This is a genomic window from Perlucidibaca aquatica, from assembly GCF_001676655.1.
GTDB classification, from domain to species: domain Bacteria; phylum Pseudomonadota; class Gammaproteobacteria; order Pseudomonadales; family Moraxellaceae; genus Perlucidibaca; species Perlucidibaca aquatica.
The window spans coordinates 110,825-133,824 of record NZ_LZDB01000001.1 but is presented as its reverse complement, the minus strand read 5'-3'; the positions used below and the strand labels follow the sequence as shown (position 1 = coordinate 133,824).

27 protein-coding genes are annotated in these 23,000 nt (G+C 58.1%); 17 read left to right on the top strand and 10 right to left on the bottom strand.

What is annotated here, in order from left to right; all coding sequences use genetic code 11:
- The first annotated feature begins 52 nt into the window (after positions 1–52).
- Together minD and minE are read left to right on the top strand one after the other, a co-directional pair.
- On the top strand, positions 53–862 hold the full coding sequence (minD, locus tag A8710_RS00650; protein ID WP_068857518.1) for a septum site-determining protein MinD: 810 nt from the start codon (positions 53–55) through the stop codon (positions 860–862).
- Between the two features lie 3 nt (positions 863–865).
- Entirely contained in the window at positions 866–1,120 is a 255-nt protein-coding gene (gene minE / locus A8710_RS00645; protein ID WP_068857517.1) for a cell division topological specificity factor MinE, read from the top strand.
- A gap of 83 nt (positions 1,121–1,203) precedes the next feature.
- On the opposite strand, the gene A8710_RS00640 is transcribed toward minE, so the two are convergent.
- On the bottom strand, positions 1,204–1,764 hold the full coding sequence (locus A8710_RS00640; RefSeq protein WP_068857516.1) for an outer membrane lipoprotein: 561 nt from the start codon (positions 1,762–1,764) through the stop codon (positions 1,204–1,206).
- 76 nt (positions 1,765–1,840) lie between these two features.
- Positions 1,841–3,499 (bottom strand): energy-dependent translational throttle protein EttA, encoded by a 1,659-nt coding sequence (gene ettA / locus A8710_RS00635; protein ID WP_068857515.1) that lies wholly within the window; start codon positions 3,497–3,499, stop codon positions 1,841–1,843.
- A gap of 94 nt (positions 3,500–3,593) precedes the next feature.
- Here ettA and nhaA point away from each other — a divergent pair, with 94 nt between their 5' ends.
- The gene (gene nhaA / locus A8710_RS00630; RefSeq protein ID WP_068857514.1) at positions 3,594–4,745 is read left to right on the top strand and encodes a Na+/H+ antiporter NhaA; all 1,152 of its coding nucleotides are present in this window, start codon (positions 3,594–3,596) and stop codon (positions 4,743–4,745) included.
- Between the two features lies 1 nt (position 4,746).
- On the opposite strand, the gene A8710_RS00625 is transcribed toward nhaA, so the two are convergent.
- Together A8710_RS00625 and A8710_RS00620 are read right to left on the bottom strand one after the other, a co-directional pair.
- Positions 4,747–5,685, bottom strand: a complete 939-nt coding sequence (locus A8710_RS00625) for a metal-dependent hydrolase (RefSeq protein ID WP_068857513.1) — start codon at positions 5,683–5,685, stop codon at positions 4,747–4,749.
- Between the two features lie 50 nt (positions 5,686–5,735).
- Positions 5,736–6,680, bottom strand: a complete 945-nt coding sequence (locus A8710_RS00620) for an alpha/beta fold hydrolase (RefSeq protein ID WP_068857512.1) — start codon at positions 6,678–6,680, stop codon at positions 5,736–5,738.
- A gap of 211 nt (positions 6,681–6,891) precedes the next feature.
- Between A8710_RS00620 and glyA the strand changes: the two genes are divergently transcribed.
- The 11 genes from glyA to A8710_RS00565 all read left to right on the top strand — a co-directional run bounded on the left by glyA (position 6,892) and on the right by A8710_RS00565 (position 15,055).
- On the top strand, positions 6,892–8,163 hold the full coding sequence (gene glyA, locus A8710_RS00615) for a serine hydroxymethyltransferase (RefSeq protein ID WP_068857511.1): 1,272 nt from the start codon (positions 6,892–6,894) through the stop codon (positions 8,161–8,163).
- Between the two features lie 167 nt (positions 8,164–8,330).
- Positions 8,331–8,801 carry a transcriptional regulator NrdR gene (gene nrdR / locus A8710_RS00610; protein ID WP_068857510.1) on the top strand — a complete coding sequence of 157 codons (471 nt, stop codon included), beginning with the start codon at positions 8,331–8,333 and terminating at the stop codon, positions 8,799–8,801.
- A complete protein-coding gene (gene ribD / locus A8710_RS00605; RefSeq protein ID WP_082968566.1) occupies positions 8,801–9,940 on the top strand; it encodes a bifunctional diaminohydroxyphosphoribosylaminopyrimidine deaminase/5-amino-6-(5-phosphoribosylamino)uracil reductase RibD in 1,140 nt (379 codons plus the stop codon). Before nrdR ends, ribD begins: the two co-directional genes overlap by 1 nt.
- A gap of 3 nt (positions 9,941–9,943) precedes the next feature.
- Positions 9,944–10,615, top strand: coding sequence for a riboflavin synthase (locus A8710_RS00600; protein ID WP_068857509.1), 672 nt, complete (start codon positions 9,944–9,946; stop codon positions 10,613–10,615).
- On the top strand, positions 10,608–10,961 hold the full coding sequence (locus tag A8710_RS00595) for a hypothetical protein (protein ID WP_198341583.1): 354 nt from the start codon (positions 10,608–10,610) through the stop codon (positions 10,959–10,961). The genes A8710_RS00600 and A8710_RS00595 overlap by 8 nt, the downstream gene beginning before the upstream one ends.
- A 36-nt stretch (positions 10,962–10,997) precedes the next feature.
- On the top strand, positions 10,998–12,101 hold the full coding sequence (gene ribBA, locus A8710_RS00590; RefSeq protein WP_068857507.1) for a bifunctional 3,4-dihydroxy-2-butanone-4-phosphate synthase/GTP cyclohydrolase II: 1,104 nt from the start codon (positions 10,998–11,000) through the stop codon (positions 12,099–12,101).
- A 30-nt stretch (positions 12,102–12,131) separates the two neighbouring features.
- Complete coding sequence (ribH, locus tag A8710_RS00585; protein WP_068857506.1) at positions 12,132–12,605, top strand: 6,7-dimethyl-8-ribityllumazine synthase; 474 nt, start codon at positions 12,132–12,134, stop codon at positions 12,603–12,605.
- A gap of 3 nt (positions 12,606–12,608) precedes the next feature.
- Positions 12,609–13,049, top strand: a complete 441-nt coding sequence (gene nusB / locus A8710_RS00580) for a transcription antitermination factor NusB (protein ID WP_068857505.1) — start codon at positions 12,609–12,611, stop codon at positions 13,047–13,049.
- Between the two features lie 36 nt (positions 13,050–13,085).
- On the top strand, positions 13,086–14,090 hold the full coding sequence (gene thiL, locus A8710_RS00575; RefSeq protein WP_068857504.1) for a thiamine-phosphate kinase: 1,005 nt from the start codon (positions 13,086–13,088) through the stop codon (positions 14,088–14,090).
- Between the two features lie 334 nt (positions 14,091–14,424).
- Positions 14,425–14,598: a type II toxin-antitoxin system HicA family toxin gene (locus A8710_RS00570; protein ID WP_068857503.1), complete on the top strand. Its 174-nt coding sequence runs from the start codon at positions 14,425–14,427 to the stop codon at positions 14,596–14,598.
- A 43-nt stretch (positions 14,599–14,641) separates the two neighbouring features.
- Positions 14,642–15,055: a type II toxin-antitoxin system HicB family antitoxin gene (locus tag A8710_RS00565; protein WP_068857502.1), complete on the top strand. Its 414-nt coding sequence runs from the start codon at positions 14,642–14,644 to the stop codon at positions 15,053–15,055.
- A gap of 17 nt (positions 15,056–15,072) precedes the next feature.
- Here the strand turns inward: A8710_RS00565 and A8710_RS00560 are convergent, their stop codons facing one another.
- The 5 genes from A8710_RS00560 to A8710_RS00540 are packed head-to-tail and all read right to left on the bottom strand — an operon-like array spanning position 15,073 to position 20,163.
- On the bottom strand, positions 15,073–16,122 hold the full coding sequence (locus A8710_RS00560; RefSeq protein WP_264753516.1) for a putative solute-binding protein: 1,050 nt from the start codon (positions 16,120–16,122) through the stop codon (positions 15,073–15,075).
- 20 nt (positions 16,123–16,142) lie between these two features.
- Positions 16,143–16,850 carry a hypothetical protein gene (locus A8710_RS00555; protein WP_068857501.1) on the bottom strand — a complete coding sequence of 236 codons (708 nt, stop codon included), beginning with the start codon at positions 16,848–16,850 and terminating at the stop codon, positions 16,143–16,145.
- Positions 16,850–18,364 carry a flavin-containing monooxygenase gene (locus tag A8710_RS00550; RefSeq protein ID WP_082968565.1) on the bottom strand — a complete coding sequence of 505 codons (1,515 nt, stop codon included), beginning with the start codon at positions 18,362–18,364 and terminating at the stop codon, positions 16,850–16,852. Before A8710_RS00550 ends, A8710_RS00555 begins: the two co-directional genes overlap by 1 nt.
- Before the next feature lie 26 nt (positions 18,365–18,390).
- Entirely contained in the window at positions 18,391–19,317 is a 927-nt protein-coding gene (locus A8710_RS00545) for a reductase (RefSeq protein ID WP_068857500.1), read from the bottom strand.
- 18 nt (positions 19,318–19,335) lie between these two features.
- Positions 19,336–20,163 carry an SDR family NAD(P)-dependent oxidoreductase gene (locus A8710_RS00540; RefSeq protein ID WP_068857499.1) on the bottom strand — a complete coding sequence of 276 codons (828 nt, stop codon included), beginning with the start codon at positions 20,161–20,163 and terminating at the stop codon, positions 19,336–19,338.
- 75 nt (positions 20,164–20,238) lie between these two features.
- Between A8710_RS00540 and A8710_RS00535 the strand changes: the two genes are divergently transcribed.
- From A8710_RS00535 to ribA, 3 genes are all read left to right on the top strand, one after another.
- Positions 20,239–21,297: a helix-turn-helix transcriptional regulator gene (locus A8710_RS00535; protein ID WP_068857498.1), complete on the top strand. Its 1,059-nt coding sequence runs from the start codon at positions 20,239–20,241 to the stop codon at positions 21,295–21,297.
- A 46-nt stretch (positions 21,298–21,343) separates the two neighbouring features.
- Positions 21,344–21,850: a phosphatidylglycerophosphatase A family protein gene (locus A8710_RS00530; protein ID WP_068857497.1), complete on the top strand. Its 507-nt coding sequence runs from the start codon at positions 21,344–21,346 to the stop codon at positions 21,848–21,850.
- Between the two features lie 81 nt (positions 21,851–21,931).
- Positions 21,932–22,531: a GTP cyclohydrolase II gene (gene ribA, locus A8710_RS00525; RefSeq protein ID WP_068858099.1), complete on the top strand. Its 600-nt coding sequence runs from the start codon at positions 21,932–21,934 to the stop codon at positions 22,529–22,531.
- Positions 22,532–22,541: 10 nt separating this feature from the next.
- Here the strand turns inward: ribA and A8710_RS00520 are convergent, their stop codons facing one another.
- On the bottom strand, positions 22,542–22,955 hold the full coding sequence (locus tag A8710_RS00520) for a CBS domain-containing protein (protein ID WP_068857496.1): 414 nt from the start codon (positions 22,953–22,955) through the stop codon (positions 22,542–22,544).
- Positions 22,956–23,000 lie beyond the last annotated feature (45 nt).

Sequence of the window (23,000 nt, the reverse complement as noted above, 5' to 3'; positions counted from 1 at the left end):
ATGATGAAATAAGCGTGTTAGTGCGAACACTGATCGCAAAGAGGATGACATTTTGGCAAAGATTATTGTGGTGACATCGGGCAAGGGCGGTGTCGGTAAAACCACCACCAGCGCAGCCATCGGAACGGGCTTAGCCATGCGCGGCCACCGTACGGTCGTGGTCGATTTTGACGTGGGTCTGCGTAACCTCGACCTCATCATGGGGTGTGAGCGCCGCGTGGTGTATGACTTCATTAACGTCATTCAGGGCGATGCATCGCTGAATCAAGCCCTGATTAAAGACAAGCGCCTAGACAACCTCTTTGTCTTGGCAGCCAGCCAGACACGCGACAAAGATGCGCTGTCGGAAGATGGTGTGGCACGCGTCATGGACGAGTTGGCCGCACAGTTTGATTTCGTCATCTGTGATTCGCCAGCGGGCATCGAGAAAGGCGCACACATGGCGATGTACTTCGCCGATGAAGCCATTGTGGTGACCAACCCCGAGGTGTCGTCGGTACGTGACTCCGATCGCATGCTTGGTCTGCTGTCGAGCAAGTCCAAGCGGGCTGAAGAAAATCGCGACCCTATTAAAGAGTTCCTGCTGTTAACTCGCTACAACCCGATTCGCGTGGAAAGCGGTGAAATGTTGTCGGTGGCGGACGTCGAAGAAATTTTGTCGATTAAGTTACTGGGCGTGATTCCGGAATCACAAGCCGTACTCAAGGCATCTAACCAAGGCGTGCCGGTTATTTTCGATGTCGAGTCGGATGCGGGTCAGGCTTATAGTGATGCGGTAGAGCGTTTACTCGGTGCTGATGTGCCGCACCGCTTTTTGGATGTCCAGAAGAAGGGCATTCTTCAGCGACTGTTTGGAGGCTAAGCGATGAGCTTCATGGATTTTTTCCGCGCCCAAAAGAAGCCAACCACGGCTTCCATGGCCAAAGAACGACTGCAGATTATTGTTGCGCATGAGCGTGGCCAGCGTAGTCAGCCTGACTATCTGCCGCAGTTACATCGCGACATTCTCGATGTGATTCGCAAGTATGTGCCGATTCGTGAGGATCAAGTGCAAGTTGAGCTGGATAGCCAAGGCACCTGCTCGGTGCTGGAGCTGAACATCACGCTGCCGGATCGTTAAGCATTCTATTGACGTAATCATCGTGCATAAAAAACCGCCAGATCATCGGCGGTTTTTTTATGCGTGAAACGGCGCGGTGTGGCTTAGCGCACAACCAGCTCGCCATTGCGAACACGAACGGCGGTGCCAACACTGAGATTGGGCGCCTGCGCGTAGCTGAAGCTATCACGACGGCCATCTTCGAAACGCACACGAACGCGATAGCTCGTGGTAGTGCGGGATTTGCTTTCAATGGCATTGCCCGCATAGGCACCGCCCACGACACCGGCTGCTGTGGCAACTTTTTGACCAGAACCGCCGCCGACCTGATGGCCGAGAGCGCCGCCCACAACAGCACCCGCGACCGCGCCTAAGCCAGAGGGCGCTGCAGCTTGGGTAATTGGGGTGATTTCAGTGACGACGCCACAGGAAGCGCAAGTCTCTTTCTGTGCGCTGGCGGCTACTTTTTCGGTGGTTTTTGCATTGTCTTCACGCTGGGCAGCGGCCTCGGGAGTAGCAGAGGTTTCGCTCTCGGCGATGGCATCTACCGCGTTGCTGGTGGGCAGCCAATCCATCATTTTAGCCACGCCGACGGCAGAAAAAAGAATGACTGCGATGGCGGCGCAAATGATCAGCACGTTAGGACGCGTAGTAGGGGTTGTCATGATGTTTGCCTCAGAAAGTGTGAGGCAGTGTAACGGTTCGCGCGCGATTCAGTTGACCTGAACCGCGCGCTAGCGATTAGCTCATCTTTTTGTACTTAACGCGCTTAGGCCGTGCTTCGTTGCCCAGCTTCTTACGGCGGTACTCCTCGTACTCGGTGTAGTTGCCGTCGTACCATTCCACTTCGTCACCTTCAAAGGCGAGGATGTGCGTCGCGATACGGTCCAAGAACCAGCGATCGTGGGAGACCACCATGGACACGCCGGGGAAGGTCAGCAGCGCTTCTTCCACCGCGCGCAGGGTTTCTACGTCGAGGTCGTTGGAGGGTTCGTCGAGCAGCAGGCAGTTCGCGCCCGCTTGTAGAATCTTGGCGAGCTGGAGACGGTTGCGTTCACCGCCGGAGAGCTCACCGACGCGCTTCTGCTGGTCCTGGCCCTTGAAGTTGAAGCGGCCGATGTAGGCGCGTGACGGGATCTCGTAATCGCCGACCTTCATGATGTCGAGGCCGCCGGAGACTTCTTCCCAGACCGTCTTGCTGTCGTCCAGCGAGTCACGAATCTGACCGATGTAGGCGACCTTGATGCTCTGGCCGACGATAACTTCGCCGGCATCCGGCTTCTGTTCGCCGGTGATCATGCGGAACAGGGTGGTTTTACCGGCACCGTTGGGGCCGACGATGCCGACGATGGCAGCCTTGGGCACGGTGAAGCTCAGGTTTTCATAGAGCAGGCGGTCGCCGAAGGATTTGGCGATGCCCTTCACTTCGATGACCTGATCGCCCATACGCTCGCCTGGCGGAATGTAGATTTCCTGCGTCTCGGCGCGCTTCTGGAACTCTTTGCTGGACAGCTCTTCAAACGCCTGCATACGCGACTTGGACTTGGCCTGACGCGCCTTGGGGTTGCTGCGCACCCATTCCAGTTCGCGCTTGAGCGCCTTGGTGTGAGCCTCTTCCTGGCGATCTTCCATCTCCAAGCGCGCGCTCTTCTGCTCCAGCCAGCCGGTGTAGTTGCCCTGGTAGGGGATGCCGCGGCCACGGTCTAGCTCGAGAATCCACTCGGCGACGTTTTCCAAGAAGTAGCGATCGTGGGTGATGGCCACGATGGTGCCGGGGAAGTTCTTCAGGAACTGTTCCAGCCAGCCTACCGATTCGGCATCGAGATGGTTGGTCGGTTCGTCGAGCAGCAGCATGTCGGGTTTGGAAAGCAGCAGACGGCAGAGCGCGACGCGGCGGCGCTCACCACCAGACAGCGTGCTGATCTCGGCATCCCAGGCCGGCAGGCGCAGCGCATCGGCGGCTTGCTCAAGCTGGTTGTCGAGGTTGTGACCATCCCAAGCCTGAATGATGGATTCGAGCTTTTCCTGCTCGGCGGCGAGCTTGTCGAAATCGGCATCTTCCATGGCGTATTCGCCGAAGACTTCATCGAGACGCGCCATGGCGTCGAGGCATTCACGCACGCCATCTTCCACATTGCCGCGCACATTTTTCGAGGGATCCAAGTGCGGTTCCTGCTCGAGGTAGCCGATTTTTGTACCGGCCGCGGCGCGTGCTTCACCACTAAAATCTTTGTCCACGCCGGCCATGATTTTCAGCAAGGTAGACTTACCCGAGCCGTTCAGACCGAGCACGCCGATTTTGGCGCCCGGAAAAAACGACAGCGAAATATCTTTGAGAATTTCGCGCTTAGGCGGAACCAATTTCGATACACGATTCATCGTGTAGATATACTGAGCCATGAAACAGACCTTTGTTGCAGCTAGGAAAGGTCGCGATTATACCGAAGCCGACGCATGATGTACGGCTAAACACAGTTGTCAGGGGAAAGAGCGAATGACGCGTTGGAATCAACTCACAGGCGAGGTTCAGTCTGGGCTGCTACTGCTAACGGCCACCGCACTGGCGCTGATATTGGCGAATAGCGCTGGGGTTGGGCTCTATCAGGAGCTGTTGTCGATTCCGGTACAGGTACGTGTGGGCGCTTTAGACATTGATAAGTCGCTGCTGCTTTGGATCAATGACGGCCTCATGGCCATGTTCTTTCTCATGGTTGGCCTCGAGATTAAACGCGAAGTCGTGCATGGCCACTTGAGCAGTCTGCGAAAGCTGGCCTTGCCCGGCTTTGCAGCCATTGGCGGCATGCTGGTTCCCGCTTTAATTTATGCCTCATTGAACTGGCATGACCCCGTGTTATTGCAGGGCTGGGCAATTCCTTCGGCCACGGATATTGCCTTTGCGCTGGGCGTGCTGGCCATGCTCGGCTCGCGCGTACCGCCCGCCTTGAAAGCCTTTGTGCTGGCACTGGCGGTGATGGACGACCTCGGGGCTGTCATCATCATTGCGCTGTTCTATACCAGCCAGCTTTCGGTGCTTTCGCTGAGTGTGGCCGCCGCCGCCACGTCGGTACTGGTGCTATTAAATGTGCTCGGCGTGCGCCGCATTGCCATCTACATGGTGGTGGGCGTGGTGCTTTGGATCAGCGTGCTGAAGTCGGGCGTGCATGCCACATTGGCAGGTGTCGTCATTGCCTTGGCAATGCCGGTACGCCACGACGCCGACGGTCACTCGCCAGCAGAAAGCCTGGAGCATGCGTTACACCCTTGGGTCGCGTTTTTTATTGTGCCCGTCTTTGCTTTTGCCAATGCTGGTGTGAGCTTGCAGGGCGTAGGCGCGGAAGTGTTCAGCAACAGTGTTTTCCAGGGTATTTTTCTGGGGTTGGTGCTGGGCAAGCAGTTGGGTATTTTCGCCTTCTCTTGGCTCTGTATTCGCCTTGGCTGGGCGACGCTGCCCGAAAACACATCCTATCGTCAGCTCTATGGCGCAGCCGTGCTGTGCGGCATCGGCTTCACCATGAGTCTGTTTATTAGCTCGCTGGCGTTCCAGCATTCCGGCAGCAGTGTGGAGCTGGTAGACCGCTTGGCGGTACTGATGGCATCCATACTGTCGGCCTGCTGGGGTTACGCGGTGCTGAGCCGCCGCAGCTAATTTATTGAGCTGCTGCCAGTGCCGCGGCCTGCGCCGCCGGCGAGCGCGCCAGATAGCTGAGTGCTTGCTCGGTATTGCCCTCGTGAATCGGATGGAACGAGGGTGAGATCCAGCGCTTGGTGGCCGACACGAGGAAGCTGAACTGAGGGATATTCTGAGTCAGCGTACCCACGCGCTCGACTTCGCGCAGCAGCGTCCAGAACGGTTTGCGCGCCAGGCGTTGGCCGGCCGGGTCGCTGGCATCCTGACGCGCCATGTTGCGATAGCCTTCCAGCAAGAAGTGAATAAACAACGGGAAAATCACCGCCATTAAGGCCTGACGGGTCAGGTAGAAGGCGGGCTCGTTCTTGCACAGGTGCTCGTACACATCAAAGGCCACGGTGCGATGCTCAACCTCTTCGGCCAGATGCCAGCGGAAGACATCCGCCATGATGGGGTCGCCAGCATCCCAGCTTTTGTTGTCCATGGCCCATTGCCCCAGCACACCGGTGAAATGCTCGATGGCAGCAATAATGCCGACGCGCATGATCAGCCAATGCTTATCGATGCGGGGGCCGCTGAGCCCGGAAAGTCCCAGGGGTTTGTCGCCCAGTACCTTACCAAATAGTCCATCGACGCGACCGAGGAACTTGTCAGTCTCGATGCCGTGGCGCGTCAGGTACTTCTGCGCTTCCTTGTGCACGCGGGCATGCATGCCTTCTTGGCGGATGAAACCTTGCATTTCTTCGCGCAGTATCGGGTCGGTGACTAAGGGCAGTGCCTTGTTATAAACGCGGCAGAACCACAGCTCGCCGGCGGGCAGCAGCAAGTGAATACCGTTGATCATGTGGCTGGAGAAATTGTCGTCAGGCAGCCAGTGCAGCGGGGTGCTGTCGAGGTTGAATTGCACGCGGCGGGTCGGCAGTGCTGTGGCTTTACGAGCAGTGGCTTCACGAGTCATGTCGGTCTCCCTGTTTTTCAGGCAAATAGTCAGGAAAAGTTAGGTCGTCATTAGGCGGCTTCGCTGGGGTTGGCGCGCAAGTGAGCAAACAAGCTGTCTTGCTGGTCGAGCTCACAGGCCGAGACAAACTCGGTGATCCACTGTGCAATCAGCTCGTGATGACTAAGCACAACCCAATGTGTGGCGTCGATGTCGCGGCGATACAGCTCTGGGACCCACTGCGACAGGTCGCTGTAGAGGTTGTGGCTGGCGTAGTTGTCGAAGCGCGGCACGATGAGTTGTACCGGGCAGCTGGCATAACGCTGCTCGGGGTTAGCTAGCTTGGGCAGGAAGTTGGCGCGATAGAGCTGTACGCCTTCTTTGCCATCTTCGACCTGGGTTGGGTTCGGCGTGCTTTCGATCACACCTTCGCGATGCTGCAAATACTTCGGCCAGAGCTTGCCCAATCCGGCTTGCCAGAGCGTGGGTGCCAGTACCGGCAACTGGAACATGACCACATACCAGGAGCTGCCGAACTGCTTCACGGCTTTCAGTCGTTCATTGAGCGGCAGGCTGCTGGTGGGTGATAGACGTGTACGCATCCAGTGCGCGGCGTGATCCAGCGATGGGCCGGAAATAGTGGTGTAGCTGGCGATGCGGTCGCGCAGTTTCTCCGTTGTGACGGACTCCCAGCTCTGAATGGAGCCCCAGTCGTGACCCACGAGGTGGAAGCGGCGGCCGGGAATGACGGCATCGACCACACTCATTAGATCTTTCGAAAGCTGGTCCAGCGAGTAATCGCTGACTCGGCGGCCAGACTCGCTTTGTCCAGCGCCGCGCACATCATAGGCAATCACAAAGAACTGATAGGCCAGCAGCTCCGCTACCGGTAGCCAGACTTGGTGGTTATCGGGGTAACCGTGCACCAGCACAATGGGCGTGTTGCTGGCGTCGCCTAGGGTGGCGACGTGAAGTTTCAGCCCATCGCTGCTGTTGATGAATTGATGAGTAGGCATTCCGTAAACCCTCGATGAAACTTAATGGCGTTCAGTTGGTCGGATGATTACATTGAACGATGTTACATTCAATAGGGTGATTTGCAGCAAGGTGAGCGGCATTCATGTTCTCTGTCTAATCAGTTCACCTGTTATTTATGGGACTTTCCGGTAGAATCTGCCGCCTCTTTGATCAATCCGCCCTGACCAGTCCTTTCTGACGGAGTTGCCCATGTTCAGCCCAGACCAGACCCTTGCTACTTTCGATCCGGAATTGGCTAAAGCCATCAGCCAAGAAGACGCGCGCCAAGAAGCGCACATTGAGCTGATTGCGTCGGAAAACTATTGCTCGCCAGCCGTCATGGAAGCGCAGGGCTCGAAGCTGACCAACAAGTACGCCGAAGGCTATCCCGGCAAGCGCTACTACGGTGGCTGCGAATACGTCGATGTGATTGAGCAGCTGGCGATTGATCGCGCCAAGCAGTTGTTCGGTGCCGACTACGCTAACGTGCAGCCGCATGCCGGTTCGCAGGCCAACAGCGCCGTCTTCCTGGCGCTGCTCAGCGCCGGCGATACCGTGCTCGGCATGTCGCTGGCCCACGGTGGTCACCTGACTCACGGTGCCAAGGTCAACTTCTCCGGCAAGAACTACAACGCTGTTCAGTACGGCCTCGACACCGCCACTGGCCTGATTGATTACGACGAAGTCGAGCGCTTAGCCGTTGAGCACAAGCCGAAAATGATCATCGCCGGCTTCTCCGCTTATTCGCAGGTGTTGGATTTCCCGCGCTTCCGCGCCATTGCAGATAAAGTCGGTGCGTACCTGTTTGTGGACATGGCGCACGTGGCGGGTCTGGTTGCTGCCGGTGTTTACCCGAACCCCGTGCCATTTGCGGATGTCGTGACCACCACCACGCACAAGACGCTGCGAGGCCCACGTTCGGGTCTGATCTTGGCGCGCGCCAACGAAGAAATTGAAAAGAAGCTGAACTCTGCCGTATTCCCAGGCAACCAAGGCGGCCCGTTGATGCACGCGATCGCGGCGAAAGCCGTGTGCTTCAAAGAAGCCATGTCACCGGATTTCGTGACCTATCAGAAGCAGGTCGTGAAGAATGCTCAGAACATGGCCAAGGTCTTTATGGCGCGTGGTTTTGATGTGGTCTCCGGTGGCACAGAAAACCATCTCTTCCTGCTCTCACTGATCAAGCAAGACATCACCGGCAAAGATGCCGATGCTGCGCTCGGCCGTGTTGGCATTACCGTGAATAAGAATGCCGTACCGAATGACCCGCGCTCACCCTTCGTGACCTCTGGTATTCGTATTGGTACGCCAGCGGTCACCACGCGTGGCTTCAGCGAAGCGGAGTGTGGCGAACTGGCCGGTTGGATTGCAGACGTGATTGAAGGCCTGAAAGGCAACCCAGCGGGTGATGCGGCTGTTGAAGCGACTGTGGCCGCTAAGGTCAAAGCGATTTGCGCCAAGTATCCCGTCTACGCCGCCTGATCTGAGCCTGCCCTGAGTGGGGGCCACCCTGTCTAAAAGCGTTAGCTCCATGTGCTTTTAGACAGGGTGGCTCCCACTCAGGATGTCGCTCCGCTCGTCGGGGCTTGCTTTGGTGGTTGGCTGCGTCATATTCACTGTTGTTGACGAAACACAGGGTGGTTCTTTTTATGCATTGTCCTTTCTGCAAAGCGGAAGACACGAAAGTCATTGACTCACGGCTCGTGGCCGAGGGTGATCAGATTCGTCGTCGCCGTGAGTGCACCTCCTGTAACGAGCGTTTCACCACGTTCGAGACTGCTGAACTCGTGATCCCCCGCGTCATCAAATCCGATGGCCGTCGCCAACCGTTTGATGAAAGCAAGCTCCGCCACGGCATGTTGCATGCGCTGCAAAAGCGTAATGTCAGCATTGATCGGGTGGATGCGGCGTTAAACCATATCCTGCATAAATTGCGCGCCACCGGCGAGCGCGAAGTGAAGTCGCGCCTCATTGGTGAGCTGGTGATGGCCGAGCTGAAGCAGCTCGACTCCGTGGCGTATGTGCGCTTTGCGTCGGTCTATCGCGACTTCAAAGACATTGATGCCTTCCGTGCCGAGATTGATAGCCTGAATACGGCTAACGGCATCGAGCCCACCTAATGACACTCTCTGCGCAAGATCACTCGGCCATGGCTGAGGCCCTGCGTCTCGCCGAGCGCGGTCTTAACACCACGGCGCCGAACCCGCGTGTGGGTTGCGTTATCGTGCGTGATGGCGAGGTGGTCGGGCGTGGATGGCATGTGCGTGCGGGCGAGCCACATGCTGAAGTCTTTGCCTTGCGCGAGGCCGGTGAGCGAGCCCACGGCGCAACGGCCTATGTCACGTTAGAGCCTTGCGCGCATACCGGCCGTACGCCGCCCTGCGCGGATGCATTAATCGCGGCGGGTCTGTCTCGTGTAGTGATCGCGGTGGCTGACAGTAACCCGCTGGTGGCAGGCCAAGGCGCGCAGCGTTTGCGGGCAGCCGGTATTGCCGTAGACGTTGGGCTCATGGAAGTGCCGGCACGCACGCTCAATGCCGGATTCTTGCGCCGTATTTCGGGGGGGCTGCCTTGGTTGCGCATGAAAACGGCCAGCAGTCTTGACGGCCGCACGGCCATGGCGTCGGGCGAGTCGCAATGGATCACGGGTGATGCGGCGCGAGCCGATGTCCAATGTTGGCGCGCCCGCAGCAGTGCCATCATCACAGGCATAGCATCGGTGCTGGCCGATGACTCGCGCTTAAGCGTGAGGTTGCCGGATACAGAGCGTCAGCCCTTGCGCGTGGTGCTGGACTCGCAATTGCGGCTATCACCGCAGGCCAAGCTGCTGAAAGAGCCGGGTGAGACCTTGGTGCTTACGCGCGCAGACAGCTTGAGTACGGGCGGGCAGCGCTTGCAGTTATTGCAGCGCGCCGGTGCCGAGGTGAAAGCCGTGGCAACGAATAATCACGGTCGTCTTTGCCCACGCGCGGTGATGCGTGAGCTGGCGCAGCGCCAGTGCAATGAGGTTTTACTGGAAGCGGGCGCTACACTCAATGCCGCTTTCTTGCAGGCCGGGGTAGTGGATGAGTGGCTGCTTTATCAAGCCCCGACGCTGCTGGGTGCATCAGCGCGACCCTTGGTAGACTGGTCGCTCACACAAATGGCGCAACAACAGCGCTGGCAGCTACAAGACTGTCGTCAAATTGGCGATGATATGCGCATGACCTTGATACCCATCGCTACTGCGACGGCTCATCTTGTTAAGTTAGGGGAGTAGGGCATGTTCACCGGAATCATTGAAGCCATCGGCACGGTGCGTCGCCTGGAGCCACGCGGCGGCGACCTGCGACTGACCGTTGCCACCGGCAAGCTCGATTTGCGCGATGTCAAACTCGGCGATTCGATTGCCACCAATGGCGTCTGCCTGACCGTGGTCGAGCAGGGCAGTGACTACTATGTGGCCGATGTTTCCGGCGAGACCGTGCGACGCTCGACGCTGGCCAGCTTTCGCGTGGGTCAGCGCGTGAACTTAGAAAAAGCCCTCACACCCACCACGCGCTTAGGCGGCCATCTGGTCAGCGGCCATGTGGATGGCATCGGTGAGGTTATCTCCATGCAGCCCGATGCCCGTTCAATTCGCTATCGTGTCAAAGCGCCAGATGAACTGGCGAAATACATTGCCGAGAAGGGCTCGATCACCACCGATGGCATCAGCCTGACCGTGAATGCCATTGATGGCGCGATTTTTGATCTCAACATCGTGCCGCACACGGTAGGCGAAACCAATATCGCCGACTGGGCGCCGGGCGTGCGTCTGAATCTGGAAGTCGATATTCTCGCCCGCTACTTGGAGCGATTGCTGCTGGGTGATCGTGCGGCTCAGTCTCAAGCGGCATCCGCTGGCGGCATTACCTTGTCGTTTCTCGCGGAGAATGGCTATGGTCATGGCTAAGCCTTTTGGGTCTGTGCTTGCGCTACTCCTGAGTATGGGTGTGAGTGGCCCCGCTTGGGCGGCGAAAGACTTTGCGCGTGAGCGTGAAGTGCGCTTTATGCAAGCGTGCCTGAGTGACGCCACCGTCGCGGCAGGTCAGCGTCAAGCCTTGTGTGCGTGTGTGCGAGATGCCTTCGCTTATGGCGGCCAAACCACGTTTGGACTGACTGATGTGCTGACCCTAGAGGACAGCGATTGGGAAGCTCCGGACCGTCGTCTGCCGCGCAACAGCTTGGGCCAAGAAGTCCGCGTGATCCGTCAGTCTTGTATAAATACCTTGAGTCCAGCGCGCCCCGTGGCCCGCTGATTTCACCTTGATGCACCTTGTAGAGTAGTGATTGGCATGAAATTGAATAGCGTTGAGGAACTGATCGAAGACATCCGCGCCGGCAAAATGGTGGTGTTAATGGATGACGAAGATCGCGAAAACGAAGGCGATATTGTCATGGCCGCCGAGCATTGCCGAGCCGAAGACATTAACTTTATGGCTCGCCATGCGCGTGGCTTGATCTGCATGCCGATGACACGGGAGCGTTGCCAGCAGCTCGATCTGCCGCTGATGGTGCAGGCCAACAACTCCGGTTATGGCACCAAGTTCACGGTCTCCATTGAAGCTGCGACCGGCGTCACCACCGGCATCTCCGCCGCCGACCGCGCGCGTACTGTGCAGGTCGCTGCGATGCGCGAGGCCAAGGCCAGCGATATCGTTCAGCCCGGCCATATTTTCCCGCTCATGGCAGAACCCGGTGGTGTGCTGCACCGCGCTGGTCATACCGAAGCGGCCTGCGACCTGCCGCGTTTGGCGGGTTTGGAACCGGCCGGTGTGATCTGCGAAATCATGAACGACGATGGCACCATGGCGCGCCGCCCCGATCTGGAAAAGTTCGCCGAGTTGCACGGCCTCAAAATTGGCACCATCGCGGACCTGATCCATTACCGTGTGGTCAATGAAAAGACCGTGAACTGCGAATCACGTAAGACCCTGCCTACTGAGTTTGGTGACCTGCAACTGCACGTCTACCGCGAGGCCGGTAACAACGGTGTACACGTTGCCTTAGTGAAGGGCGAATTGGCGGCGGGTGTGGTGCCGACTGTGCGTGTGCATGCGCTAAACCCGCTGCGAGATTTGCTGCATGCCCGTTATAAGGGTCGCTTAGGCTGGAACTTGCAGAAGAGCTTGCAGGCCATTAGCAGTGCCGAAGCCGGCGTGCTGGTGTTGCTCGGTCAGGACTACAAAGCGCAGAACATGGTCGAGCACATTGAAGACTTTTTTGCGCCCAATGCCCGTGCGGCTGAGAGCGCAGGGATGTATCGCACCATCGGCGTGGGCTCGCAGATCTTGCGTGATCTGGGCGTAACGCAAATGCGTTTGCTTAGCTCCCCGCTCAAATTTAATGCGCTCTCTGGCTTTGGCCTCGAGATCGTCGAATACGTCACCACGGAATAACTTACTTTTAACTGTTTAGAGGATTCATCCATGAGCCACATTAAGACCCTGGAAGGTAACTTCAGCAACGCCGATGCCCGCTACGCCATTGCCGTTGGCCGCTTCAATAGCTTCGTTGTGGAATCGCTGCTGTCGGGTGCGCTCGATGCCCTGAAGCGTCACGGTGTGAGCGACAGCAACATCACCATCATCCGTGTGCCAGGTGCTTGGGAGCTGCCGCTGATCGCTAAGAAGCTGGTCGCTACCGGCAACTACGACGCCATCATTGCGCTCGGTGCGGTGATTCGTGGCGGCACGCCGCACTTCGATTTTGTTGCGGGCGAATGTGCCAAAGGCCTGGGCGTGGTCTCGCTGGATTCCGGTCTGCCCATCAGCTTTGGCGTACTCACCGTAGACAGCATTGAGCAAGCCATTGAGCGTTCCGGCACCAAGGCCGGTAACAAAGGCGCCGATGCGGCCATGGTCGCCATTGAAATGATTTCCGTGATGAAGGCAGTAGGCTGAGTCGTGACCCAAGCTAATGGTTTGAACCCCTCGGCGCGTCGCAAAGCGCGCCGATTTGCCTTGCAGGGGCTGTACGAGTGGCAGCTGTCGGGCAACCCGTCGTATGAGATTGAGGCGCGCTATCGCGTCGAAAATGCCATGCACAAGGTTGACCTCGACTACTTCCACGAGTTGCTATCGCGTATTCCTACGCTGACCGAGACGCTGGATGCGCTGTTCGAGCCGTTTCTCGATCGCGCCTTCGAGACGCTGGACCCGGTCGAGCTGGCGACGCTACGCATTGGCACCTACGAGCTCAAGCACCGACTCGATGTGCCGTATCGCGTGGTGATTAATGAAGGTATTGAGTTGGCCAAGACCTTCGGCGCCTCGGAATCGCATAAGTACATCAATGGTGTGCTGGATCAGCTGGCCGCCACGTTGCGGCCACACGAGCGCGACTAGGCTCACCTCACACGGTATCGCTGCCGGGAGTCTGAAATGGCGCTGGATGAGTTTGGCCTGATCCGGCGCTATTTCACCCGCGCCGACCGACCGTTGCCCGCTAGCGTGCGCCTCGGTATTGGTGACGATGCGGCGTTGCTCGACTTGCCGCCTGGCGAGTCACTGGCCGTGACCACAGATACGCTGGTCGCTGGCCGCCACTTTCCCGCTGATGCCTTGCCGTTCGATATCGGCTGGAAAGCGCTGGCCGTCAATCTCTCCGATCTTGCCGCTATGTCGGCTACGCCCGTCGGCGTCACTCTGGCGCTTACACTGCCAGCGGCCGATGAAGCGTGGTTGGCCGCTTTCGCCGAAGGCTTCTTTACCCTGGCGGATGCCCACGGCGTGCCCTTGATCGGCGGTGATACCACGCGCGGCCCGCTCAGCATCACCGTCACCGCGCTGGGCAGCGTACCGCCCGCACAAGCCTTGCGACGCGATGGTGCGCAGCTTGGTGATCTCATTTATGTCAGCGGCACCTTGGGCGATGGCGGCTTAGGCCTGGCGCTCACACAAGACCGTCTGCATGACGTGCATTTGCCGCCCTCACATCAAGCCCATGCCCTTGCGCGATTGCATAGACCCACGCCCCGACTGGCGCTGGGGCTGGCCTTGCGCGGCATGGCCACGGCTGCCATGGATGTATCGGATGGCCTGCTGCAAGACCTCGGGCACTTGCTCAAAGCCTCGGGTGGTATGCGCGCGCTGGGTGCGACGCTAAACCTGGAACAGCTGCCGCTGTCGCCGGCCATGCAGTATCTGGCGGGTGAGGGTGAGGCATTGCAGCAGCAGGTGCTGGATTGGGCGCTGGCGGCTGGTGATGACTATGAGCTGCTGTTTACTGTGCCGGCGTCGCGACAGCAGCAAGTGGAGGCATTGGCGCATGCACTGGAATTGCCGCTGACGCAGATTGGGGTGGTTAGTGCAGCTGCCGGGCTCAATTTGACATTGAAATCAGAGTCTTATAAGTATGATTTGAAAGCGGGCTATCGGCATTTCTGAGTGGCTGGTCGTTCGGTAAAGTAGGGGATTGTAGTTTTCCGGGGTGAGAGAGGGAACTACAACCATGGCGACGGCGACACAAGGATTGTTATGCTGGCCATCATCTGGAATCAAAGCGCACTCGATGATTTGGCAGAAATTGTCTTCTACAGCAAATTACATTGTCGTTTATCAGGCTCTGATCCAGACCATTGAAGTCATAAGAATCTATCACGCAAGTTAGCAGTGCCCGAAATCATCAAAAACTTAAAATAAACAAAATTGTTTGTAATTTATCGCAAAAAATAAAACAATTTTGTTTACTATGCACATCTCTCCAAGGAATGGAGGACTCATGAAAACAAGCGAGTTCAAGCGTTGGTTGGCAGATCAGGGCGCGACTTTCGAGGAAGGCGCTAAGCACACCAAGGTGTATCTGAATGGCCGACAAACCACGCTGCCCCGTCATGCCAAAGAATTGGGAGATGGCCTGCGACGGGCGATTCTGAAGCAATTAGGTATGAAGTGAAGTCGGTAAGTTCACTTGCCCAAAATCGAAATGTGAGAGAAAAATGCGATACCCACTAACGATTGAACCTGATACGACGGGCTACCTGGTGACCTTTGTGGATATTCCAGAGGCCATCACTGCTGGGGAAACACTGCAAGAAGCTTTAGACATGGCACACGATGCCTTATTCACCGCACTCGAGTTTTACTTCAACGATAAACGCCCGGTTCCGCTGCCAAGTAGGCCGTTAAAGGGGCAGGACTTTGTTGAGCTGCCTGCCAGCTTGACGGCCAAGGTCTTGTTGTTGAACACCATGTTGGAACAAAACCTGCGACCCGTGGATCTGGCTAGGCTGCTAAATACGACGCCGCAAAGCGTGAATCGTCTAACGGATTTGCGTCATACCACCCGAATCGACAGCATGGCAGAAGCCTTGAGTGCGATGGGTAAGCGCTTAGAAGTCGTGCTTCGTTAGCGCTCGCCTTTCCGATCTCACTCATCCTTCAGCGAACACTCCGCCGCACCCGGATTCTTCGCGCAACGCACCCGCTTCAGCAAACTCATCATGCGCGGGTCGTAGTCGCCTTCAGCAGTCATCTGGATACGTGCCTGGCGCATCATTTCAACGTATTTCACTTTCTCGTGGGCGGGAATATCTAACCAGTATTTTTCCGGAATCCCTTTCTCTTCTTTCTCCACAAAGGCATAGGCTTTGTCGATTTGTGTGTACACAAACTCGCGCAATTTTTGGCCAACATCCGGTGGGAAACGGTCATGGCGAATGATCAGCGCGGCGCTAAGCATGACCAGTGGGAAGCGGTAGATGGCGCCTTTCTCACCCAGCCCACGATAGATTTCGAGTGGTTTGAACGCTAACGCCGGAGCGGCAATGATGTCGACTTGGCCGTTATTGAACTTGCCGACAAAGTTGATCACATCCGAAGCCACCGGCTGCGCGCCCATGCGCTGAACCATTTTGGCCTGTGACTTGTCCCACTCCATGACGGCGACTTTCTTGCCAGCAGCTTTTTCAATGGAGTTAATGGCACGATCGTTGACCATCACAAAGGCGGCACCGAGCGGAATGTTACCGACCACCTCGAAATGGCCACTGCGCATGAGGGGGGCCATGCGCGGCGAGGAGAGGGTTTTCAGCACCATGTCCATGTGCGCGTTATCGGGAATGCCGCCGACGGCATCGAGGCTGCCCACAAACTTATTGAACTGTTTGGCACGCAAGGTAGTGATCGCTGCTGCATCGCATTGGCCGGCTTTCAAGTCTTCCGCAGCCACGCGCTCGTCGGTATAGGCCTTGATGTCGGCGTTCACGCCCCATTTTTTGGCCTCCAGCATGTAGTCCTTGGCATAGCCAACAGCAGGGCCGTTGGCACCGATGGGGTCAAAAATACAGATACGTACCTTTTTGCCCTCCATGGTTTTCAGCGCTGCCAGCTGTGCGTTGTCCGGCGCTGGCAGGGCGTGCGCGAGGCCACTGAGCAGCACGGAGGCGATGAGGGTTAACTTAGGTAGCCGGAGATTCATGAAGGTCACTCTGTTAGTTTTTATTGGACGGGCGATTGGTCGTGAAAAAAGTGCTCGAGATGATCGAGAAAAACCGGCAGATGAGCAACCGGCAGACGCTCGCCTAGTGCCCGCAGTTGCCGGAACGCCAAGCCCTTGATCATGTAGATGGCACCATCCAGGGTCTTGTCGACGATGAGGTTGAAGCGCATCAGCCGTTTCGGCTCGTTAACGAAGTCGACGAGCACAGCATCGACAATGCTGATCAGCACCTCGATGCCGGCGCGGACATCCACCGACTCACCGGAGCGCAGCGCCGCAATGGTCTGACGGGCATGCGCCGCCAGCGCCGGCTCGATACCGACGGCAAGAAATTCGCGCTGAGGCTGGCCGGCCACCAGCGGCTGAATCATCTCCAGATACTTGCCGGCGACCACCGTCATGCGCTCGTTGGACAAGAATCGCGTGAGCCAGCCGAGGTAGTGCTGCACCTTGCCCTGAATGTCTTCGACGACCGTCAGCGCATCCCGATACAGCTTGTGCTCAGGATGCGCGGCGGCCAGCTCGCGCAGGAGCTGGGCGAGAAAGGCATCGACCAGTGTATTGATCGCCAGCCCCAGCGTTTCGGCTGCTGCCGACGCCTGTGATTCGCGGCTGCCGGCTTTCAGCTTCTGGTGGATTTCGCGCGTGCGGGTCGGAATGACCGGGTCCAGCTCGCAGCACACATAGGGCAGGGTGACGGCGCTCATCAGACCGTCTCCGTCCGGTAGTGCTGGGCATTGAACGAGCCCATCTGCGCCGCGTACTGGGTGGCAAAGCCGGGGTACATGGTGGCGTTGTAGCCGTCTTCGGTCAGGTACCAGCTCTTGCAGCCAGAGTTCCAGTTGGTGCGTCCCAAGCGCTTCTGGATCTCGCGGTTGTACTGCGCCTGCACCTCGGGTTTGACATCGAGCAGTTTCAGGCCCTGTTCGCGCAGGCGGCAGATATTGCCGACGATGTAGCCGATCTGCGACTCCATGTAGACCAGCGCCGAGTTGTGACCCGGCCCTGAGTTCGGCCCGAGAATGAACGACAGGTTGGGATAGCCGGAGACATTGACGCTCTTGTAGGCCTGCGAGCCGCGCGCCCACTCTTCTGCGAGCACACGCCCTTGCAAGCCGCGAATGGTGAACGGCGTGCCGGCCTTGCAAATCTCGAAGCCGGTGGCAAAGACAATGCAATCGACCTGGTGCTCGACGCCCTCGGCGGTACGAATGCCCTTCGGCGAAATGGTCGCAATCGGCCAGGTGATGAGCTTGCAGTTCGGCTTTTGCAGCGCCGGGTAGTATTCGCTGGACATCAGCACGCGCTTGCAGCCGATTCGGAAGTCCGGTGTGAGCTGACGGCGCATCCACGGGTCGCTGACCTGATGCTTGAGGAAGGCCGCGCTGATGCGCTCGACCACCCGCGTCATCGGCGTGCTCCAGATGAAGCTGAAGGCCATCGTTTCATGGCCCCAGAACAGGGCTTTGCGCAACACACTTTGGGTTGCTGGCACGGCACGGAACAGCGTCTTGCTCCACTCCGGTGAGCGATAGTCCATGCGCGGCATGACCCAGCCCGGCGTGCGCTGGAACACCGTGACTTTTTCGGCGACCTTGACCAGCTCGGGAATGATCTGGATGGCGCTGGCGCCCGTGCCGATCACGGCCACGCGCTTGCCCTTGAGATCATAGTCATGATCCCAGCGCGCGCTGTGGATGCGCTTGCCTTCGAAGCTGTCGATGCCGGGAATCTTCGGCAGGCTGGGGTTGGCGAGGCCGCCCGAGGCCATCACCAGTGAACGCCCGCGAAAGACTTCGCCTGCGCTGGTGGTCACCACCCAATGCCCTTCGATTTCGTCGAAGGCGGCATCAGTGACGGTGCGACCGAAGCGAATCAGCTGTCTTAGGCCATTGCTGTCGGCTAGGTGGCGGGCATAGTTGAGAATTTCGCCGCTGCCGGAGTAGGCACGCGACCAGTCCGGGTTCGGCGCAAACGAGTACGAGTACAGATTGGACGGAATATCGCAGGCCGCGCCGGGGTAGCTGTTGTCGCGCCAGGTGCCGCCGACCTCGTTGGCACGCTCGAGAATGACGATGTCGGTAATGCCTTTCTGGCTCAGGCGGATGGCCGTGCCCAGCCCGCCGAAGCCGGCACCGATGATCAGCACTTCACTGACCGTCACATCAGCGGCCTTTTTCTTGCGGACACGCGGCGCCGGAATTTTCACTTCTGCATTCATGATTCAGTTCTCGTTCAAGGCAGGTGTCAGGCGGCCGGCTTCCAGGTCAGTTCCTTGACCCAGCTTGGAATCGGCGGCATCACGCGTTTCGGGATGAAGTCGGTGGCGCGCACCAAGGCATCTACCGGAATGTGGTAGAGGCGGTTCTGGCGGTTGGTGACCCAGCCACCATGACGGCTGATGACCTGATACCAGGGGTTGCGTCGGCCCTGCTCGGTGCGGCCGCCGATCTTGCGAAACTTGTTCATGGCGGCGTACAGGCTTTCTTCTTTCAAGCCAAGATTGACGATGTTGTCGCGCATGCGGTTGAGCAGCGGCACATACGCCAGAACACCCAGAATCAGGCGCGGATCGGCCCAGGTGGCGACCATCTTCAGCGTGTTCTGATAGAGCTTGCCGTGGCCCTGCATCTCCAGCACATGGAAGCCGACACCGAGGTGGCGCGACTCGTCATCGTTGATGTGCGCGAAGGCCTGATGGCAAACCGGGTCGGCCACCGTGTCGAGTAGGAACTTGCAGAGCGCGCCATCGAGCGCAATTTCCAGCATGGGGATAACCGAGCCCAGGGCCTCCAGCGGCATGTCGTCGCTGTAGCGATCCAGCCACTCGATGACCAAGCGCAGGTTGATGTTGGGCTCGGGAATCTCGTCGCCATCGAGCATGCCCCAGCGCTTCATCAGCGCCATTTCGGCATTGGCATGACGCTGCTCTTCGGCATGGAAATACACATAGATTTCCTTCAGCGTGTCGTTCGGGGCCTTCTTCGCCATCGCCGCAAAGCCGCGCGCGCCGACATGTTCGATCCACATCAGATCGGCCATGAACTCCTTCAGCTTCGGCCACTGCTCCGGCGTGATCAGCTCGGCACCGGGGGCATCCCAGTCGATGTCGGCGAGCGCCCACTGACTGCTCTTGATCTTGGCCAGCATGTTTTCCAGATTGATTGTTGCCATGATGTTGTTCCTGAAGAATTAGAGACTGCTGCCGGCATAACGGTTGATGAGGCCGGCACCACGGGCATAGAGCGCTGGGGCGAGGCGTTTGCTGCGCCAGATCATGCGAGCGTCGAATTGCGGCAGCACATAGAGCTGGTTCTTGTCGAGGGCATCGAGCGTGGTTTTGGCCACGCGCTCGGGCGCAAAGCCGACCAGATCCATGATTTTTGCGGCCAGACGCGACGAACCTTCGCTGATACGGCCATCGCGGGCGATATTAGTTTTCACGAAGGTCGGGCAGAGCGCGGTCACCGCAATGCCAGTGCCGGCCATCTCGGCGGACAGCGTTTCCGACAGCGCCAATGCAGCGGCTTTACTCACGTTGTAGGCACCCATGCGCGGGGCGGCGGCGAAGCTGGCGGTGGAGCAGACATTGATGATGCCGCCGCGACCGAGCGTGCGCAGGCGTGGCGCAAATACATGGCAGCCGTGAATCACGCCCCAGAGATTGATGCCCAGCGCCCACTGCCAGTCGGCCATCGGCATCTCGCCCACGACCTGGCCGCCGGCACCGACGCCGGCGTTGTTGATGACCAGATCCACCGGGCCGCACAGCCAGGCCTCAGCCTGCTCGACCAGCGATTCGACATCGGCGAGCTGGCTGACATCGCAGCGAATCGCATGGGCTTGACCACCTTGGGCGATAATCATCGCGACAGTTTCTTCTGCCGTGGCCAAATTGATGTCGGCGCAAATCACGCGGCCACCGCGAGCCGCCAGCTCCTGCGCAAAGGCTCGACCAATGCCGCTGCCGGCACCGGTGACCACGGCGGATGCTTGGGCTGAAATCTGCTGCTTGGCCATGAATCCACTCCTTCAATGTCGTTCAATAATGTGACAGTAAAGAATGTTACTTGTTGGTCGCCGTGGTGAAAGGCTATGCTCGGACAGGTTTTTGTCATTAGCGGACGAATTATGGCGGTTGCCCTACAGGCATCAGAAGGCGTGCTGGTCGCGCGTTATCTGCAATTCATGCTCGACTTTATGCAAAAGCGTGGTGTTTCAAGCCAGCGCTTGCTGGCTGATACGGGCCTGCACGCCGATGAGCTGCGAAATCACCCGGATTTCTTGGTGTCGTTACCCGCTTTACTGCGCACGATAGAGAATTTGCACCGTCTGGACACCTCGCCGACGCTATCGCTGGAGCTCGGCGCGACCCTGACAATTGGCAGTCACGGCTTCCTCGGCTATGCCGTGCAGGCCAGCCCGAATTTGGCCGAGGCCTTGCTGCTGGTTAATCGCTATGCCTTGACCCGTACGCAGCTCATGCAAATCAGTTTTCTCCCTGCCGGCGATAGCGTGACCCTCGAGATTACCGATCACGGTCTGCTCGGTCCGTGGTTCCCGCACGTGATCGAGGCCATGCTGGGCTCGTTCCACGCCATTACCGGCGAGCTGTTCCCAGACTTCACGCACGAAGGTTTGAGCATGCAGTTCAGCTTTCCCGAAGCTCCGCAACATGTGTTGCTGCGCATGCTGGTGCAGGACCGCGTTCAGTTTGACTGTGCCGTGACCCGCATTCAGTTCCCTTTGGCGTTGCTGGCCCGCCCGTTACCTCGCTCCGATGCCCAGCTGGCAGCACTTGCTGCGGCGCGTTGCGCGGAAGAGCTGCAGCGCGCCGAGGCCCGGGCGGATTTTCTGACGCGTCTGCGCCGGCTGATACAGCAACATCTTGCTGATGCCAACGCTCAGGAGCAGGTGGCAGCCAGCTTGAGCATGACGGCGCGCACCCTGCATCGACGTTTGCTGCAAGAAGGATTGAGCTTTAAGCAATTGCTCGATGACATGCGGCGTAATGCAGCCACGAGTTTACTGCGTCATGAGTCCATGACCATCGGCGATATTTCAGCGAGGTTAGGCTATCAAGATCAGGCAAATTTTGTCCGCGCCTTCAAGCGTTGGACGGGAATCACGCCTAGCCAGTTTAGAAAGCACTGACGACTCGGTTATGCTGCACCCATAGTCGTATCCAAGGAACATTGAGATGTCTGATCATTTGCCGCTATCACAACTGCCCAAATTACCTTGGTGGCTGGCTTTGCCCGCCTTTGGCCTGGGCTCCGGCTACAGCCCGAAAGCACCGGGCACCATGGGCTCGCTAGTGGCGTTGGTGCTATTCGCCGGCCTCGCAACCTTGCCTTTGCCCGCCTACCTGATCCTGATTTTGGTCAGCTCCGTTGCCGGTATTGCCATTTGCGATGCCGCCGCGACGCGCATGGGTGTTCACGACCACTCCGGTATTGTCTGGGATGAGTTCGTCGGTCAGTGGATTGCGTTGTTGCCCTTAGTGCCGGTAGCGGCTTGGGATATGCGCACGTTGCTGGCCGTGGCGGCGGGTTTTGCCCTGTTTCGTCTCTTTGATATTTGGAAGCCGTGGCCGGTTCGTTGGGCCGATCGCCACGTGGAAGGTGGCTTCGGCATCATGCTTGATGATGTCATTGCCGGTGTGATGGCTGCGTTAGTGCTGACGCTCTTGCTGCGACAGGTCTGATACAAGCCGTGCGGCGGTCGTACCGCTCGGCGGCATCAGTTGCTACAATCGCGACCCTTGATGATTTCCGGAGCTAGCCTGGTGGCCTTTGTGTTTGTTGCCTCCTCCCGTTTGCCCACGCGTCACGGCGAATTCAGCATCCATGCCTTTGAAGATGTCGACACCGGCAAAGAGCATGTCGCCTTGAGTATGGGCGACCTCAGCAATGGCCAGCCCGCCTTAGCGCGTCTGCATTCTGAATGCCTCACCGGAGATGGCTTTGGTAGCCTGCGTTGCGATTGCGGCCCACAGTTGGAAGCCGCGATGCGTCAAGTCGCCGAGGCGGGTCATGGCGTGATTTTGTACCTGCGCCAAGAAGGCCGTGGCATAGGCTTGGTGAATAAAATCCGTGCCTATGCCTTGCAAGATGCGGGGGCCGATACCGTGGAAGCCAATGAGCAATTGGGCTTTGGTGCAGACCTTCGTGAATACGCCATGTGTGGCGATATGCTGCGTCACTTAGGCGTTACCCACGTCCGCTTGATGACCAATAATCCGAAGAAAGTGGCTGCAGTAGAAGCGAATGGCGTGACCGTCGTTGAGCGTGTGCCGCTAATTTCTGGGCTGAATCCGCACAACGAAGGTTATATGCAGACCAAGACCGACAAGATGGGGCATTTGCTGCCCGACGAGTCGGCCTGAGCGCTTTTCGCTAATGGCTGTGGTTTTGGTGGGTCAGCGAGTCAATCGCGCGTAACACATCGTGACGACTGATTTGCCCCACCAAAGTGCCTTGATCATCCACCACCGGCAAGCGGCGGCGATTATGGCGGTGAAACACTTCGGCAGCGCTCAAAATGCTGTCATCGGCATGAATCGTTTGCGGTTTGGACGACATCACGTCACCGACTAAGCCTGAGCTCATCTCGTAATACCCAGACTGCACAATGTCCTCCAGGCAGTCAGCCTCCGAAAACATGCCCACAAGCTCGCCCTGACTGACTACGGGTGCACCGGAGATATTGTGCGTGAGCAGGGTTTTGATGGCTAAGTCGATGGTCATTTCGGGGCTCAGCGTTATCAGCCGTTGAGCCATGTAATCGGCGACACGTAGCGAATGCAACATGGTGCGCTTCCTGATCGAGAAATCCCATTCATCTATCCGGTGCTT